The organism is Parasalinivibrio latis (genome assembly GCF_036825535.1).
GTDB lineage: Bacteria > Pseudomonadota > Gammaproteobacteria > Enterobacterales > Vibrionaceae > Parasalinivibrio > Parasalinivibrio latis.
This window is the reverse complement of record NZ_CP098812.1, coordinates 2,426,717-2,442,473: the sequence shown is the minus strand read 5'-3', so window position 1 is coordinate 2,442,473 and position 15,757 is coordinate 2,426,717. Positions and strand designations below refer to the sequence as shown.

The 15,757-nt window shown below is 49.2% G+C and carries 16 protein-coding genes; 6 read left to right on the top strand and 10 right to left on the bottom strand.

Annotated elements, in window-relative coordinates:
• Positions 1 to 48: 48 nt before the first annotated feature.
• Positions 49 to 540: a DUF7000 family protein gene (locus NF212_RS11230; protein ID WP_434355624.1), complete on the bottom strand. Its 492-nt coding sequence runs from the start codon at positions 538 to 540 to the stop codon at positions 49 to 51.
• 385 nt (positions 541 to 925) lie between these two features.
• Between NF212_RS11230 and celB the strand changes: the two genes are divergently transcribed.
• Genes celB through NF212_RS11210 form a run of 4 tightly spaced genes read left to right on the top strand, consistent with a single transcriptional unit; the run spans position 926 to position 3,840 of the window.
• Positions 926 to 2,233, top strand: coding sequence for a PTS cellobiose transporter subunit IIC (gene celB, locus NF212_RS11225; RefSeq protein WP_434355622.1), 1,308 nt, complete (start codon positions 926 to 928; stop codon positions 2,231 to 2,233).
• 2 nt (positions 2,234 to 2,235) lie between these two features.
• Positions 2,236 to 3,198: a N(4)-(beta-N-acetylglucosaminyl)-L-asparaginase gene (locus NF212_RS11220; protein WP_434355620.1), complete on the top strand. Its 963-nt coding sequence runs from the start codon at positions 2,236 to 2,238 to the stop codon at positions 3,196 to 3,198.
• Between the two features lie 15 nt (positions 3,199 to 3,213).
• A complete protein-coding gene (locus NF212_RS11215) occupies positions 3,214 to 3,522 on the top strand; it encodes a PTS sugar transporter subunit IIB (protein WP_434355618.1) in 309 nt (102 codons plus the stop codon).
• Positions 3,523 to 3,528: 6 nt separating this feature from the next.
• The gene (locus NF212_RS11210; RefSeq protein ID WP_434355616.1) at positions 3,529 to 3,840 is read left to right on the top strand and encodes a PTS lactose/cellobiose transporter subunit IIA; all 312 of its coding nucleotides are present in this window, start codon (positions 3,529 to 3,531) and stop codon (positions 3,838 to 3,840) included.
• 54 nt (positions 3,841 to 3,894) lie between these two features.
• Here NF212_RS11210 and NF212_RS11205 read toward each other — a convergent pair whose 3' ends face one another.
• The 3 genes from NF212_RS11205 to NF212_RS11195 all read right to left on the bottom strand — a co-directional run bounded on the left by NF212_RS11205 (position 3,895) and on the right by NF212_RS11195 (position 7,750).
• Entirely contained in the window at positions 3,895 to 4,737 is an 843-nt protein-coding gene (locus tag NF212_RS11205; protein ID WP_434355614.1) for a hypothetical protein, read from the bottom strand.
• A gap of 154 nt (positions 4,738 to 4,891) precedes the next feature.
• The gene (locus NF212_RS11200) at positions 4,892 to 6,382 is read right to left on the bottom strand and encodes a CoA-acylating methylmalonate-semialdehyde dehydrogenase (RefSeq protein ID WP_434355612.1); all 1,491 of its coding nucleotides are present in this window, start codon (positions 6,380 to 6,382) and stop codon (positions 4,892 to 4,894) included.
• A 24-nt stretch (positions 6,383 to 6,406) separates the two neighbouring features.
• Positions 6,407 to 7,750, bottom strand: coding sequence for an aspartate aminotransferase family protein (locus tag NF212_RS11195; protein WP_434355610.1), 1,344 nt, complete (start codon positions 7,748 to 7,750; stop codon positions 6,407 to 6,409).
• 180 nt (positions 7,751 to 7,930) lie between these two features.
• Between NF212_RS11195 and NF212_RS11190 the strand changes: the two genes are divergently transcribed.
• Positions 7,931 to 8,863 (top strand): LysR family transcriptional regulator, encoded by a 933-nt coding sequence (locus tag NF212_RS11190; protein ID WP_434355608.1) that lies wholly within the window; start codon positions 7,931 to 7,933, stop codon positions 8,861 to 8,863.
• Positions 8,864 to 8,951: 88 nt separating this feature from the next.
• Positions 8,952 to 9,518, top strand: coding sequence for a cysteine hydrolase (locus NF212_RS11185; protein ID WP_434355606.1), 567 nt, complete (start codon positions 8,952 to 8,954; stop codon positions 9,516 to 9,518).
• Between the two features lie 62 nt (positions 9,519 to 9,580).
• On the opposite strand, the gene NF212_RS11180 is transcribed toward NF212_RS11185, so the two are convergent.
• From NF212_RS11180 to cspE, 6 genes are all read right to left on the bottom strand, one after another.
• Positions 9,581 to 11,587, bottom strand: a complete 2,007-nt coding sequence (locus tag NF212_RS11180) for a PA domain-containing protein (protein ID WP_434355604.1) — start codon at positions 11,585 to 11,587, stop codon at positions 9,581 to 9,583.
• A 226-nt stretch (positions 11,588 to 11,813) separates the two neighbouring features.
• Positions 11,814 to 12,173 (bottom strand): hypothetical protein, encoded by a 360-nt coding sequence (locus NF212_RS11175; RefSeq protein ID WP_434355602.1) that lies wholly within the window; start codon positions 12,171 to 12,173, stop codon positions 11,814 to 11,816.
• A 2-nt stretch (positions 12,174 to 12,175) separates the two neighbouring features.
• Positions 12,176 to 12,580 (bottom strand): NUDIX hydrolase, encoded by a 405-nt coding sequence (locus tag NF212_RS11170; protein ID WP_434355600.1) that lies wholly within the window; start codon positions 12,578 to 12,580, stop codon positions 12,176 to 12,178.
• A gap of 154 nt (positions 12,581 to 12,734) precedes the next feature.
• Positions 12,735 to 14,207 (bottom strand): C69 family dipeptidase, encoded by a 1,473-nt coding sequence (locus NF212_RS11165; protein WP_434355598.1) that lies wholly within the window; start codon positions 14,205 to 14,207, stop codon positions 12,735 to 12,737.
• 349 nt (positions 14,208 to 14,556) lie between these two features.
• Positions 14,557 to 14,766, bottom strand: coding sequence for a hypothetical protein (locus NF212_RS11160; protein WP_434355596.1), 210 nt, complete (start codon positions 14,764 to 14,766; stop codon positions 14,557 to 14,559).
• A 239-nt stretch (positions 14,767 to 15,005) separates the two neighbouring features.
• A complete protein-coding gene (gene cspE, locus NF212_RS11155) occupies positions 15,006 to 15,215 on the bottom strand; it encodes a transcription antiterminator/RNA stability regulator CspE (protein ID WP_434355594.1) in 210 nt (69 codons plus the stop codon).
• Positions 15,216 to 15,757: the final 542 nt, after the last annotated feature.

The window sequence follows — 15,757 nt, the reverse complement described above, 5'->3', positions numbered from 1 at the left end:
GTAGAGGCTTGGGTCAGCATTTGGGGCAACGGAAAAGGGCTGGCGATATTACTCGTTGGCTTCGAGTACGTTAAAGATTTCCTTAGATAGTTTCCTAAAAGTGCGAAGGATGGAATCTGACAGGTTTTTGGCGTTGTCAAAATCAGGGTTGGTAAGCATGACAATTTCAAAAATTGAGTATTCCGGCATAGTGTCTTGGTTTACCCACTTTATATTTCTTAATTTTTCCCGGAAATCGGTTTGTACATTCTTTGTTTGGCCAAGCAACCATAGCTCAAAACGAGCCTCTGGATGATTAAGTACAATAGCGAATTTGAGCTTGTGTTTTTTTAAATAGTCGTTTTGGAGATAGAAATAAGTAACGTCGATGTACCCATGCAGTACATTTGCTACAGAAAATTCGCCTTTGTACTTCTTGTGAAATTCAGTTCTGAGATTCTGAACAATGCCGACAAGGCTTTGATAAGTACTCTGTATATCACCACTGGCTAAAGCCTTTTTGTAAGCTGGTATTCGAGTATTCAGACTTTCACTTGGCATTGCCGGTGTCCCCCTGAAATACATTGTCAAATATAGAGTCCTTATTCTGGATGAATAAACGGAAAACAAAAAGCCTCTTCAACAGGAACTGAATTTCGATCGTCTGTAATTATTCTCTGGAAGGGGTAGAAAGCTGATCACCTTCACGCACACGGGTGATGATAAATAGATGATTGCTATGGGTGTATTTTAATTGCATTTATTTGGTGAATATCGCTTTTGCACAGGGGATCACATTACGGAATTTATTCCATAATCATGTGATACTTTAGTCTATTGTTTGTGATCAGGTCCTATATTTTCGCTCTGTTTTGGAGTGTATTTTCCCCTCATCGAAATGAAGTATCACATGATTGCTTGGATTGAGGGTTCTATGGAAAAGATAATGCAGTTCATTGAAAGGCGGATGATGCCCATCGCCGGTAAGGTTGCCCAGCAGCGGCATTTAGGTGCTATTCGAGATGCATATATCTCGTTTATGCCATTTATTATCGTGGGTTCTGTGCTGTTGGTTATCAGCTCATTCCCAAGTGCCGGTTATAAAGCGTTTATGGCGTCAGTTTTCGGCCCGAACTGGGGTACGAACATTGAAATTCCGTTCTCCGTCATCTTCTCTGGCATGTCCCTGTTTATTGCGTTCATGGTTGCCTACCGTCTGGCAGAACGTTACAAAGTGGACAAAATTTCAGCCGGTGTGCTTTCCCTTTCAGCGTTTATGGTATTAACGCCGTTTGCACACGTAGAAGGTGTGGGCACCGTCATCCCAACCGAGTGGCTGGGCTCGAAAGGCTTGTTTGTTGCGATGATCGGCGCATTACTTTGGACTGAAATTTTCCGCTGGTTTATCGAAAAACGTATCACCATCAAAATGCCCGATGGCGTACCACCTGCGGTAGAAAAGTCTTTTGCAGCACTGGTTCCTGCGACGGCTGTTCTCTGTCTTGCGTTGGCTATTCGCCTGGGATTTGCATCGACCGGTTACGAAACCATCCACCAGTTTATCTATGAAGTTCTGGCGACGCCTGTCCGTTCCCTGGGTACCTCATTCTTCGGTGCGCTGATGACTTCGCTGATTATCACTTTGCTGTGGTCTGTGGGTATCAACAGTGGTTCGATGGTTAACGGTATCATGCGTCCTATTTGGGCAGAAAACCAACAGGATAACCTGACTGCTGTTGCCAACGGTATGGCACCTCCGCACGTGGTTACCGAGCAGTTTTTTGACATCATCTGGATGGGGGGTGCCGGTGCGACCTTATCTCTCATCATCGCTATCCTGATGTTTGCTCGCTCACAACATATCAAGAAGGTCGGTAAGCTAGCTGCGGGCTCGTCAGTGTTCAACATCAACGAACCGGTGTTGTTTGGCCTGCCAATCATCATGAACCCAATCATGCTGATCCCGTTCAACCTGGTTCCCCTGGTTCTGGTTACCCTGCAATACGTTGCGATGTCTATCGGCCTGGTATCGACCACAACAGGCGCATTCATCCCTTGGACACTGCCTCCGGTTCTGTCTGGCTTCATTGTGACAGCGAGTATTTCCGGCGCAATCATGCAGATTGTGAACCTGGCCATCGGTGCAATGATTTACCTGCCATTCCTTCGCATCATCGACAAACAATACCGGGCGACTGAAGTTCCTGCTGAGGAAAAACAGGAAGACGCTCAACTGCAACCAGTTAAGGCTTAATCATGGACAACAAGAATTGGGGCATCATCGCTACCTGGAGAATGGCTTTCGACGGCATCAGCGAAGGTGCTGACATGCTGGAGGACAGCAAACCGGCAAGCGATGCAGTGTTGACCTCAGTAAAGCGTGTAGAAGACTACCCATATTACAAAAGTGTGGGTTACGGCGGCCTGCCTAATGAGAAAGGGGTGGTGGAACTTGATGCGGCCTTTATGCATGGCACAACCATGGCTCTGGGCGCAGTGGCCAGTGTAAAGGACGTGGCTAACCCCATCCTGGTTGCCGAAAAGCTGAGCCGTGAACGTTTTAACAGCTTCATGGTGGGAGAAGGTGCGGAGCAGTGGGCGTTCGAACAAGGCTTTGAAAAGAAAACCATGCTTACTGAGCGTGCCCAGCAGCACTACGAAAAGCGCTGCAGGGAAACGCTTTACCGCGGGCTGTCTCCGTATACCGGACACGACACGGTTGGCATAGCTGCACTTGACCAGGACGGCCACATTTGCGTGGGTACCTCAACCAGCGGCCTGTTTATGAAACGCCCTGGCCGTGTGGGGGATTCCCCGGTTTCCGGCTCTGGCTACTACGCCGACAGCGATATTGGCGCAGCCACAGCTACCGGCTTGGGCGAAGACTTGATGAAGGGCTGTATCAGCTACGAAATCGTCCGCCGTATGGGCGAGGGGATGACCCCTCAGCAGGCTGCTGACACCACGGTTACCGACCTGGAAGCCAAACTCAAGGCGCGTTACGGCCGGGCAGGTGACCTGTCTGTTGTTTGTATCAATAAAGATGGCGATTTTGGCGCTGCAACCAATATCGACAACTTCTCATTTTCTGTCGCGACGTCTAAGCATCCGGCAACCATTTATGTCTGTGAGCGAATCGGTAATGAAACGCACTACAAACCGGCTTCACAGGAATGGTTGGATGCATATCAGGCGCGAATTACGGCACCTATCGAATAACTAAGGAGTACAAAAATGAAAAAAATTCTGCTGATCTGCGATATGGGTATGTCTACCAGCCTGGTTGTAAAACGTATGCAAGAAGCTGCCCAGGCTCAGGGTATTGAAGCGCAGATCGAAGCGAAGGGTTCTCAGGACTTTGATGATTGCGCTGCCGACTTTGACTGCTACCTGCTGGCGCCACAAATCAGCTACAAGCTGGCTGAGTTCCAGGGTATCGCGCAAAGCCATGGCCGTCCAATCAGTCTGATCAATATGATGGATTACGGTATGACTGACGGCAAAAAGATCCTTTCCCAGGCTCTGACCCTGATCGAGGCGTAATCAGTCATGGATAAAGAAAAATACGAAGAATATGTTATGACGCTCATCGTGCAGGCTGGCCAGTGCCGCAGCATGCTGATGAACGCCATGCGTGAAGCCAAACAAGGGAATTTCGAATCGGCTGATGCTTTGATGGGTCAGGCCAAGGAGGCTCTGAAGGAAGCGCACCATATTCAAACCCAGCTGATTGAATTTGATGAGGGAGAGGGCAAACTGCCTGTGCACATCGTGATGGTACATGCACAAGATCACTTGATGAATGCGGTACTTCTGATGGATCTGGCCGGCGAAATTATTGACCTTCGCAGAGCTGCTTAAAGAAAACTAAACCAAAGCAATAAAGTAGAGGGGAGCATTTGCTCCCCTCTTTCTTTATGTGTTTTTTTCTTTGGCTATTTGCTTGCAGTAAGCGTGTGGTGCCATATTTTTCAATCGGTTACGCAACACCCGCTTATTCAGCAGATCTTCGTAGCAAAGCAAAACAGATGGCAACCCAAGCCGTGCATCATAGAACTCGCCGTTTAAAAATTTGTCTATCGGTTGGTTGAAATCGGCGGGTTCCTCGGTGTCCAGTGAGTAAGCGGTAGCATCTTTATGCGTCGACCAAGGCACACCAAGTGATGTTGCAAGAGATATCACGAACTCGTCATCCGGCAGCACCATCTCTTTGACAGAGTAAGGTAGTACGGATTTCAAGAAGTCCACCAAATGTGACCGGGTGCTTTCCGACTTCTCGCTGACAAGCGCAAAACTGATGTGTGTAGTGAAGCATTCTGTGAATACAAGAAGACAGATTGCTTTTGAAGAAACACTATCCGGCAGTGGCACTTTGTCGACTATGACCTTGCCAAATGAAGTGCTGGCCGGTTTTGCCATCCTTGGTACCTGGTACTTCTTCAGGCAGCGGTTCAACACTGCACGTGAGAGGTCACGGTTGACCAGCAACTGTGATACTTCCAGCAGCTCATCGAGCGACAGTGACAGCCTGAAGCGCAGGTAAACAATCAACCACTCCTGCTCTGGGCTTAAACGGCGGTGGATCACATTGGGGCGGTGCGACTTGTCATACACATCACTCCGGTTACGCCATTTCTTGACCGTCTCGATTGAGATACTGAGTTCACTGGCGAGCTCAGTATCAGATTTATCCGAATTCTTGATGTACTTACGTGTTCGAGGCGTGGTACTGGCATTTGAATGCAGTTTGATCTCCATGTCTTACGGCTCATCATCATATTCGAGGTAGTCCTAAATTGTATCACGAGATTGTTTTAGCAAAGGAGACGGGTGCGGCAATTGGGAAAAGAGGAAAACACAAACAAAAAAGCGCCGTCATCTGACAGCGCTTTTGAGAAGTCTACGTTGTTCCTCAGGAAGGAAACGAAAACTGTACCCCTTCACGCACACCGGCTGAGGGCCAGCGTTGGGTGATGGTTTTACGCTTGGTGTAGAAACGCACGGCATCTGGGCCATAGGCGTGGAGATCTCCGAACAGAGAGCGTTTCCAGCCACCGAAGCTGTGGTAGGCCACAGGTACCGGGAGCGGAACGTTGATGCCGACCATACCCACCTGGATATTGTCAGAGAAGTAGCGGGCTGCCTCGCCGTCACGGGTGAAGATACAGGTACCATTCCCGTATTCGTGATCGTCGATTAAGTCCATGGCTTCCTGCATGGTGTTAACACGCACTACCTGCAAAACCGGGCCGAAGATCTCTTCGCGGTAGCTGACCATATCCGGTGTTACCCGGTCGATAAGGGTACCACCGACAAAGAAACCGCCAGCATAACCGTCAACCTGCGGGTTACGCCCGTCAACGACCACTTCTGCCCCTTGTTCTTCCGCGCTGTTGATATAGCCAAGCACTTTTTCCTGATGGGATTTTGTGATGACCGGCCCGAAGTCATTGTCCTTGTCGCAGAACGCGCCGACTTTGAGACCCTGCATGGCGTCTTTCATTTTGCTTACCAGCGAATCCGCGGCGGCATCGCCCACAGCAACAGCCACAGAAAGTGCCATACAGCGTTCGCCGGATGAACCGAATGCTGCGCCAAGCAGTTGGTTTACTGCATTGTCCATATCTGCATCCGGCATCACGATGGCATGGTTTTTCGCGCCACCAAGCGCCTGGCAGCGTTTGCCATTGGCATTGGCAGTGGTGTATATGTATTCAGCAATCGGCGTTGAGCCAACAAAACTGACCGCCTTGACGCGCTTGTCGGTAAGCAGGGTATCCACCGCTTCCTTGTCCCCGTTAACCACGTTCAGCACACCCGGTGGCAAGCCGGCTTCTTCCAGCAACTGGGCAATAAACAAGGTAGAGCTCGGGTCGCGTTCAGACGGTTTCAAGACAAAGGTGTTACCACAGGCAATGGCCATTGGGTACATCCACAGCGGAACCATAACCGGGAAGTTAAATGGGGTAATGCCCGCAACAACGCCAAGCGGCTGGAATTCGCTCCACGAATCGATATTCGGGCCAACATTTTTGCTGTGCTCGCCTTTAAGGAGTTCTGGCACCCCACAGGCATATTCGACATTCTCAAGGCCGCGCTGTAATTCCCCTGCCGCGTCGTGGACGATCTTGCCGTGCTCTTCGCCAATCATCTCGCAGATTTTTTCTGAATTGGCTTGAAGTAATTCCACAAACCGGAACATTACGCGGGCACGCTTGAGCGGCGGGGTGTTTCGCCATTCAGGGTAGGCGGCCTGTGCAGCAGCGATGGCTTCTTCAACAGTGGCTTTCGATGCGAGAGCCACTTGCTTGGATACTTCACCAGTGGACGGGTTGAAAACATCCTGGGTACGTTCTGCATCCGTGCGTGCTTCGCCGTTAATCAGATGGCCAACTAAGGGCATAGATCACTCCTTTTCTCTTTTTGTTCAGGCCAATTCGTTAATCGAATCGCCCAGCGCGTTAATCAGGCTGTCGATCTCTTCCAGTTCGACAGTAAATGGCAGACCCAGCTGGATGGTGTCGCCACCATAGCGGACATAAAACCCTTTTTCCCACATGCTCATCGCAATCTGGAATGGTCTGAGTGCCGGCTCACCGGGGCTGGCTTCGATGGTCAGTCCACCCGCAAGGCCAAAGTTACGGATATCCGCAATATATTTGGTGCCTTTCAGGCTGTGCAGGCGCTCTTCGAATGCCGGTGCAAGCGCATTTACCCGGCTAATCAGGCCGTCGTTTTTAATGACATCCAACGATGCCAGTGCAGCTGCACAAGCAACGGGGTGGGCCGAATAAGTATAGCCGTGCGGGAATTCAAGCATGTAATCCGCGCCGCCGCCTTCCATAAAGGTGTCGTGAATATCCTGCCGTGCAATGACGGCCCCCATGGGAATTGCGCCATTAGTCAGCTGTTTGGCGGTGGTCATTATGTCCGGCACCACGCCGAACGCCTCTGCTCCGGTTTTGGCACCCATCCGGCCAAATGCGGTAATCACTTCATCGAAAATCAGCAGGATATTGTGTTTGGTGCAAAGTTCCCGGAGTCGCTGCAGGTAGCCTTGTGGCGGTGGCAGTACACCGGTTGAACCTGCCAATGGTTCGACAATAACTGCTGCGATGTTGGAGGCATCGTGCAGGGCGACCATGTCTTCGATATCGTCTGCCAGCCAGGCTCCGTGTTCCGGCTGGCCTTTTGAGAACAGGTTTTCTTTCAGGGCCGTGTGGCGGAGGTGGTCAGCTTCGACGGCCTGACCGAATAAAGCCCGGTTAGGCCCAATACCGCCAACACTGATCCCACCAAAGTTGACCCCGTGGTAACCACGGGCTCGGCCAATCAGTTTAGTTTTGGTGGAGAGTCCCTTCTTGCGCCAATAACCGCGTGCGATTTTCAGCGCAGTTTCGACAGATTCAGAACCGGAGCCGGTAAAAAAGACCCGGTTGAGTGAAGGAGGGGTCAATTCGGTAATCCGGTTCGCCAATTCGAATGCTTTAGGGTGCCCAAACTGGAACGCAGGGGAATAGTCGAGTTGCCTTATCTGCTGGCTGACCGCTTCTGCAATTTCCGGCCGGCTGTGGCCAGCACCACAGGTCCACAAGCCGGAAAGGCCGTCAAAAATTTTGCGCCCTTCAATGTCCTGATAGTAATTGCCTTCCGCTCCAACAATGATGCGGGGGTTCTTTTTGAACTCACGGTTGCCTGTAAACGGCATCCAGTGGGAATCCAAATAACCGGGTTCCATCGCGTCCAGAGATGTCATTCCATCGTGGTTCATAGGCGCTCCTGCAGTGAACATGATTGTTATTGTTGTGTATAAGAAAGCGCAATGCTGCTTCCCTCTTCTGTTGACACACTTTGCTTGAATAATTAGTTTAGATAAATCTCAATTTATTAACATTCAGTTAACTCATTACTTAACATATTAGAAGGGCGTTAAAGAGCGCCGGAGCCGGGGATGGTCAAGAAAAAAGAATTTAAGGGGCTGGTAAGTGATGCGGAACTTCGGCTTCTGAGGATCTACCGGAAAGTTGTGGAGTGTGGCGGGTTTTCTGCCGCAGAAGTAGAGTTGAATATCAGCCGAGCAGCTATCAGCATCGCGATGTCGGATCTTGAAACCCGGCTGGGGTTGCGTCTTTGCCAGCGCGGCCGTTCCGGATTTTCACTAACGGAAGAAGGGAGGCAGGTTTACGAATACAGCCTGCAACTGCTCTCTTCTTTGGAGAGCTTCCGTACCCAGGTGAATGCGTTGCATGACAGACTGAAAGGCGAGCTGAATATCGGTATAACCGATACGCTGGTCACCATGCCCCATATGCAAATTACCAATGCGCTGGCGCAGTTGAAGGAGCAGGGGCCGGATGTGACTATCAATATCCGGATGATTCCGCCCAATGAGATTGAACTGGCGGTCCTGGATGGCCGGTTACACATCGGGGTTATCCCAACACTGCGTCCGCTGGCTGGGCTTGAATACCTGCCGCTTTATGAAGAGCAATCCCGGTTATATTGCAGCCAGAACCACCCGCTTTTTGAACAAACAAACCTGAGTGCGGATACCATTGAACAGCAGGACGCGGTAGTTCCAGCTTACGCCCAAACCGCAGAGACTAAAGCAATTCACGCAAGGCTGAATGGCACCGCAACGGCTACTGACCGGGAGGGGGTCGCCTTTTTAATTCTGACCGGGAAGTATATTGGCTATCTGCCTGACCACTTTGCAGACCTTTGGGTAATTGACGGTCGTATGAAACCCCTGGTACCGGAGCAATACCAATACACCACACAATTCAGTGCGATTACCCGCAAGGGAGGGCGTGCCAATTTGGTGCTGGAGACTTATCTGGAGGCTTTGGTGGACGCAATCAAAATCCATGATGTAAATGGATAGTGGATTGTCATTGAGGAGGCGATTTTGTGTAACCTTCTGCGGGGATTATACTCATCGCCCTGCTATATCTACCAAGGCGAGCGTTACCATGAAAAAAGCACTCGTTGTTATCGATTTTATCAACGATATTGTTGACCCTCAGGGCAAAATCCCAAGCTGTGCCGCCATGGTTGCAAACCAGGGGGTTATTGCAAAGGCAAATACTGCCATCCAGTGGGCGCGGAAAAACCGACACCCGGTTATTTTTGTAAAAGTTGGGTTTCACTCCAGCTATGCGGACCAGCCAAAACAGTCGGCTATTTTCGGCAAGGCGGCGGAATTCGGAGCGTTGGACCTTGGCGGTTGGGGGACGGATTTCCATAAAGACTTGGACTACCGAATAGATGATCTGCTGGTCGTTAAACCGCGGGTTAACCCTTTCTACAACACGACACTTGATTCGGTTTTAAGGGCGAATCGTGTGGAAGAAGTGTATTTCTGTGGTGTGAGCACCAGTTGGGCAATTCAAAGCGCAGTGCGCGATGCCCATGACCGGGATTACCAAGCGCACTTGGTTATTGATGCCTGTGCCGCGCATTCAGCAGATGCCCACCGGTTATCGCTTGAGATGCTGGAAAGGATTGCCGTTTTCCATACAGCAGAGAGTCTTTGCTGAGGTACAAAAAGTGGCAATTCAAAAAAAGGGGAAAAAGCCGGCGTAATGCCGGCTTCATCGTTTTACTGTGAAGGTACCGGTGCATTGCAGTAATGCACATTACTGACATCTTCACAGGACCACTGGAAAATCCACAATCCAGTATTTCGGTCTGAGCCAAGTACGTACTGCTCCCCATTCACTTCAGTAACATGAATACCCCAGAAGTTTGAACCGCTGGCATCACCATATTCATCACCGGCAATAAAGCGTCCTACCTCGTGCATGTTCCAGGAGTTAACCCCTTCACCCATTGCGTTGGTATGCAAGTGCCCTTCCCGCCATTCAACGGCCCGCATTCCGAGTGAATACCAGGAAATAAACACACGGTTAGGCTGTTGGGGGTCAATTTCCAGGTTGTGCATAGTGAGGTCTCCCGCGCCGGTTGCCAGTGCCGGGTCGGTAATTTCGGAAGGCGCGTAGTAACCCATTTCCCCAAGGTAGCCAACAGTTCTGGTCTCCCCGTTACGGCCATATTTAACGGTGACATCCTGGGTGTTGTTGTTCAGGACATGCAGATACCCCCAACCGTCAAATGCTGCGCCTAGCGTTGCGATGAGGCCAAGGGAGCCGGTTGACGGCAGAGGAGGATTGTCGGATTCGTTAGCCGGGCACAGTGCCGGGTCATACCCTTCGATACCAAGAATGGCAAAGCCACTGGAACGGGGGACAAAGAGCATGGGAATACTTCCATCCACCAGCATGGAGACAGTGGCGTCACACCGGCCTTCGGCGGCAGCATTAAATACAATGCCTGCCTCATAACCTGCTTCCTGCACGGTTGTCGCTTTGGCAGTGAAAGCACAGGTCCCGCGCTCGATAAGTGCAATCGTTGCGCCGGTATCTGCCGCAGTTGGAATTGGGCCGCTACAGGCAAGGCCTACATAAGCGGTTTGCCCAACCAGTGATTCAATGTCAGCGCCCGGGCCAACCTGGGGTACATTGCTTCCCTGTGAGGCCGCATAGTCTGTACCATTGACGGTTACCGCCGAGAACAATGCGTCAAAATCTTCGTCACCGCCGAAAATCTTGTCGAAGCCAGGTCCGCCAAAGACAGCTGCATGGGCATTGCCTTCGGCCGGGCTTTTACCTAGTACAGGATCCGGGTCCGGGTAGGTCGAATCTTTGATAAATACCGGGTTGTTCGGGTCATTAACATCCAGGATCACAAAACCGGCATCCCAATAAGAAAGTACTGCCTGCCAGTTTTCCCCGGGACCCGGGTCCATGTCATTTACCCAGATATCATGCAGTAAAGAGGCGGCAAATGAGCCGGTAAACAGTTGGCCGTCATCAGCAATTTCGGGGTTCGTGACCAGCCAGTCCTCAATACCGGTTTCACCGAGCAATTTGGGCGTCTGCGGTTTGGAAATGTCGGCAATTTTCAGATCGTTGAGCGCGATATCGTCCACAATCAGCAGGTAAGTTTTACCTGAAGCCGGTGTCCATGCGAACGTGTTGTGTACAGGGAAATCGAGGAAATTCTGCTTGAGAGCATGTGGCCGGGAAGGGTTGGAAACATCCCAGAGAGAGATACCACGCTGTCCTCGTTGAGGAGCCTTACCTGCCAGTTTCCCACAGGGTTCAAGTGAATGAATCAGTACATCCTTGCCTGCTACCTCGTAAACCTTCACATCGTTTATACGTGTGTTGGGCGGCGATTTGATCATGTTTATGGTCACCGGGTTTGCCGGATCCCGAATATCCGATATGTAAACACCGGATCGGTCACAGGTAGGCTCCTGGAAGGTACCCACATAAGCGAACCCTTTGTGCGCCCAGACATCGGTATATTTGCCATCAGAAATACCTCCAAGGGTATCGTGTCCGATGACGGAAAAACCGTAATTTACGTTACTGGGGATATGTCCGTCAGGGTTGGGAGTATCATGGAGAAGGTGTTTGTTATCGGCCTTGCTGCCATCAGCGACGGCGTCTTCGTGTGCATATGCTGAACTGAAAGCCAGGGTCACAGACAGAGCCACTGATAAAGTCCCGGCCAGCCATGGCCGGATAGATATCCGTTTCATTTGGTATCCTTCTTGTATTATGAACAGAAAGGTCACCAGCAAAAAAAAATTTTTTTCTGTTTTACTGGTGCGCCGTTAACTGATCTAACACACCAGGAAAAACTCACTGGTTAACTCGTGATGATTTCCTTTTTCCAGACAGCTGTATGAACAGAAGGTAACTTTGTATTGGGGAAAAGAATGTTGAATGGGAAATCGTGAGAAATACATTGATACGACTAAAAAGTCATAATTCAAGAATTTGGATGCAAGTAAGTAAAATGGTTGCTGGGAGGCCTGCGATGAACATTATAAATCCGAACTTATAGTTTTGCTTTTGAATAGTATGTTTCTCGGTGTCGAAGTCGTGCCCTGAGACCATAGTCCGGGTTTTATAGGCAGCGTCATCTTTGTCCCAGTTTTTGTTTTCGGCACCGCCAATCCATGTCAGTCCCGCGATTCCCCATATCACGATAACCATATAAAACAAAAAATCACTGAAATGTGTAATACGGAAAAAGGATATTAATTGCGACAGTACAAATACGAGTAGTGCCGCCAGAAGGTTAATGACAGATACAAAACTGATAAGTTTTTTGAAGGGCATATTTAGCACCTTCTGGCATGACGGATATATTTGGGCAGGTGGCGCACAATAAAGTTGATATCAGCCCGGTGAAAGGTATGTAGCGGGATATCCGGGATTTTGCACCAGTGGAAGGATTGCAAGCGTAAAGGGTCAGTTGGCTGGGGAAGGGCAGCATCATCAATCGCCATGACAACGAAGAATACTTTACCGCCAAACTCGTTCTCGTCAGAGTAGGTGGCGATATGGGCGTCTGCCTTGACACTGGTTTCTTCCCAAAGCTCACGAAATGCGGCTGCTTCCGGGGTTTCTGACGGGTCAATGGTCCCGCCGGGAAACTCAAATACCATTCCCCGATTTTTCCGGTACCGCTCCTGAATAAGCACCCGGCCATATCGAATAACGACAGCTAACGCGATGTTTTCCATCCCTGCCTCCCATTAACACCGGCCGGTTTTACTGGCCAACAAATGTCTGCAAGAGTGTTGCGTTTTTATACGTGCTGTCTGATTTGTAGCACAGGTGTCTATATGCACCTGAAGCCGAATGGCTAAGGTTCGCCACCCGGCTTTTTCAGAGTGACTACAAACTCATTATCTTTTTGAACTCTTCCGGTGAGTATTTCTTCTCGGTGTGTTTGGTCAGGTCCGTCATCATCTTGTAGCGAAGCTGGGTGGCGGTTGAAAGCATTTTATTGAGCTGTCCGTAAGAGAAATCTGCTGCCATTTCTTTGGCTGTTGCCGGTTCGGTTTTGTAAGTCTGGTTCAGCATTTTGTCCATGGCGGATACTTGTCTGTATAGCTCGGTTTCCTGCTTGTCCCAGGTGCCCTTGATAACCGGCATGTACTTATTCGGGTTGGTTTCAGCCAGCGTGGTGAGGCTGCGGAATTGCCAGAAGGCAGAGTTGTCGCTGTACTGGTCGGTACCGGTTGTGTATGCAGCAGGGTATTGGTGCAACGTGGTGTAAATTGGCATCAGAACCGATTCAGGCAACACGCCCAGACTTTGCCAGATAAGACCCTGGAAAGGCTTTTCCATGTAAGGGCGGAGTTGGATGATATGGCTTTCCAACTGGCGGTCTACCCGCATTGGGCGCTGGCCTGTTTTTTCCAGTACTGTGCCCTTGAAAGTTGCTCCAAGTACATCTGCCACATCGGCGACAGAGATCTTCTGGTCCGGTTGCATAAACAGCGGGTATTGTTGCTGGCGGACTTCCTGATCGTGAGATGGTGTCAGTATGGACTGGCCCAGCCACTCACGGTCAGTATTGTAGATATCACCGACGACGCCAAATGCCTTGGCAAAATTGAAGGATTTAGCATCCGGGTTATCCAGCAGGTTGTGTTGCTTGACGAATTCGAACAGCCCTTTGGCATGCATCACATCATCGCTGTTAAGGTTAACGCCATGTACCCGCAAGCCGTTTGCCATGATAGCGTAGCTGTTGTCAGGCACTTTTACTGCAATCCATTGGTGGCCAGAACCGATTTCAACCAGCCAGACTTCCTTGGTGTCAGCAATGTAAAGGCTGTTAGCTTCGCCAGCGCCGTATTGCTCGACGTAGTGACCCAGCAGAGCAACGCCTTCGCGGGCTGATTGTGCCTGTGGCAAGATGAGTGTAGGGATAACGGCTTCAATGATCCCGTGCTTCACCAGAGGATCAGCCGCCTGCGCTTTTTTGTTGGACTCAGCGCTGGTTGTGGCTGATACCGCGACATTGAATTGGTTGATTCCACGCTCTTCATAATACCGGCCAGACGGTGTCACTGTGCCTGCATCCCAGTCGGGCATGGCGGAATAACCGAAAAATTGTGCAGGCATGGGTACCACCAGGCCGTTGCCCAGGTGCCACTCGCCGCCCTGGTTCTTCTGGGCCGGGTGGTAGACCATATGCTTATTCCAGTTATTCACGCCAAAATCTTCATTTCGGGCGATGATGATACTGCCGTCTGCTGAGGCACCCTTGCCAACAATCAATCCTGTACAGGCATCAGCACTGATGCTGATCGCAGACAATATGGCAGCACTCAGCAGCGCCACAGACATCTTTTTCATGACCCGTTCCTGTTCTATAACTTGGGAGGAAGAAACTGTTTTTTAGTAATACGCCGATATTTGAATAATTCAACGAATTTTGTAACTAGAAATTCAGTTTTCATTTCTGGAACAGTCGGGGGAAAAGATAGTCTCAGCCGACCAACCCGTACATTTGGTTAACGGGAATGCTGATGTGTGGCCGGCTTTGTCTGAATATTCTTGAGCTATTCTGAATGTGGACTAAATGTTGGGATCAGATTGTGAATTAATGTTGCTTGCAGTATAGGAAAGGAAGCTAATTAGAAAATCATGTGAAACTTACGGTTAATACACGACTTTCAATGATTAACTTTTTTAGGGTTTGTAATTAGAAGAAAACCTGGAAATTACCGATAATTGCGTGATTGCTGTCAGATATTTCACCTTTCTGTGTTTCTTCACAATATCTAACATTAAGGTTGGTGTCAGCAACGCCACCTTTCATTTGAATATGTCTTAGAAGGGTGTCGCTGTTGAGTTGATGCATGGTTGCATCCCAGACTTTTTGATTTTGAAGCATATGATATTTGACGATCATTTATTGTCCTTTAGTGATTGTTTGGTATTGGTTTGGCGGTTCTGATAAAACCAAAAACGCTGGCGGCTGATTGAGCGTGCCATAGATTTCCTTATATAAAAACATGTGGATACAAGTATTCTGGGACTTGGGAGTAAACAAAGAATGAGATGGAATACAGAGGTAAAACAGAGGGTTAAGAAGGTGTTGGAGGAGCATGAAGGAATTGGCTTTTGTGCCAATTCCTTCATTAAAGGCAATTACAGCGCTGTTACGTTAGCTGCTTGTGGGCCTTTTTGACCTTGCTCAACGTCAAAAGAAACTTTTTGACCTTCAGACAGAGTCTTGAAACCGTCAGAAACGATAGAGCGGAAATGTACGAATACGTCTGCGCCACCGTTGTCTTGAGTGATGAAACCGAAACCTTTTTCTTCGTTAAACCATTTTACCAGACCAGTAGATTTAGCCATGTCTTTTTTCTCTTTCAACTGTTTTTAATTTATCGCTTTATGCGATGTTAGGTTTCGAATTATTTAATGCAACGATAAAGAGAAGGGAAAACGCAGAATTAACATCGGCTAGGAAGGAATCTGAGGCTTAACTAAACTTATAGTGTCACTGAATAACTCTTAACGAGGGTCATAGTACAGTAGTTTTGGTCATTGTAAAGCTAATCTTTTTTTATTTTTTGATAATGAATCAAGAGATGGGATTATTCAGTCGTGTGGAAGGGACGCCCTCCAATTCGTGCGTGGTTGCCTTTTGCGTTGCTTGACCGTTGTTACGGAATTAATGCAAATTATATCTCACAAGGTGTTTACATTTTTGTGCTGAACCATTAGCTTGAAAATTCACTGTTCCTTTAATGGGCACAAAAAGGATTTACCTATGAAAGGCGTATTCTTCAGCACATTGTGGCTACTACTGGCAGATAAGATCAGCCGGTAGCGAATACGTGTAACTGGCTGTGAGAGATGCAGCCGGTTTTGTTCTATCACTTCATTTGCTCACA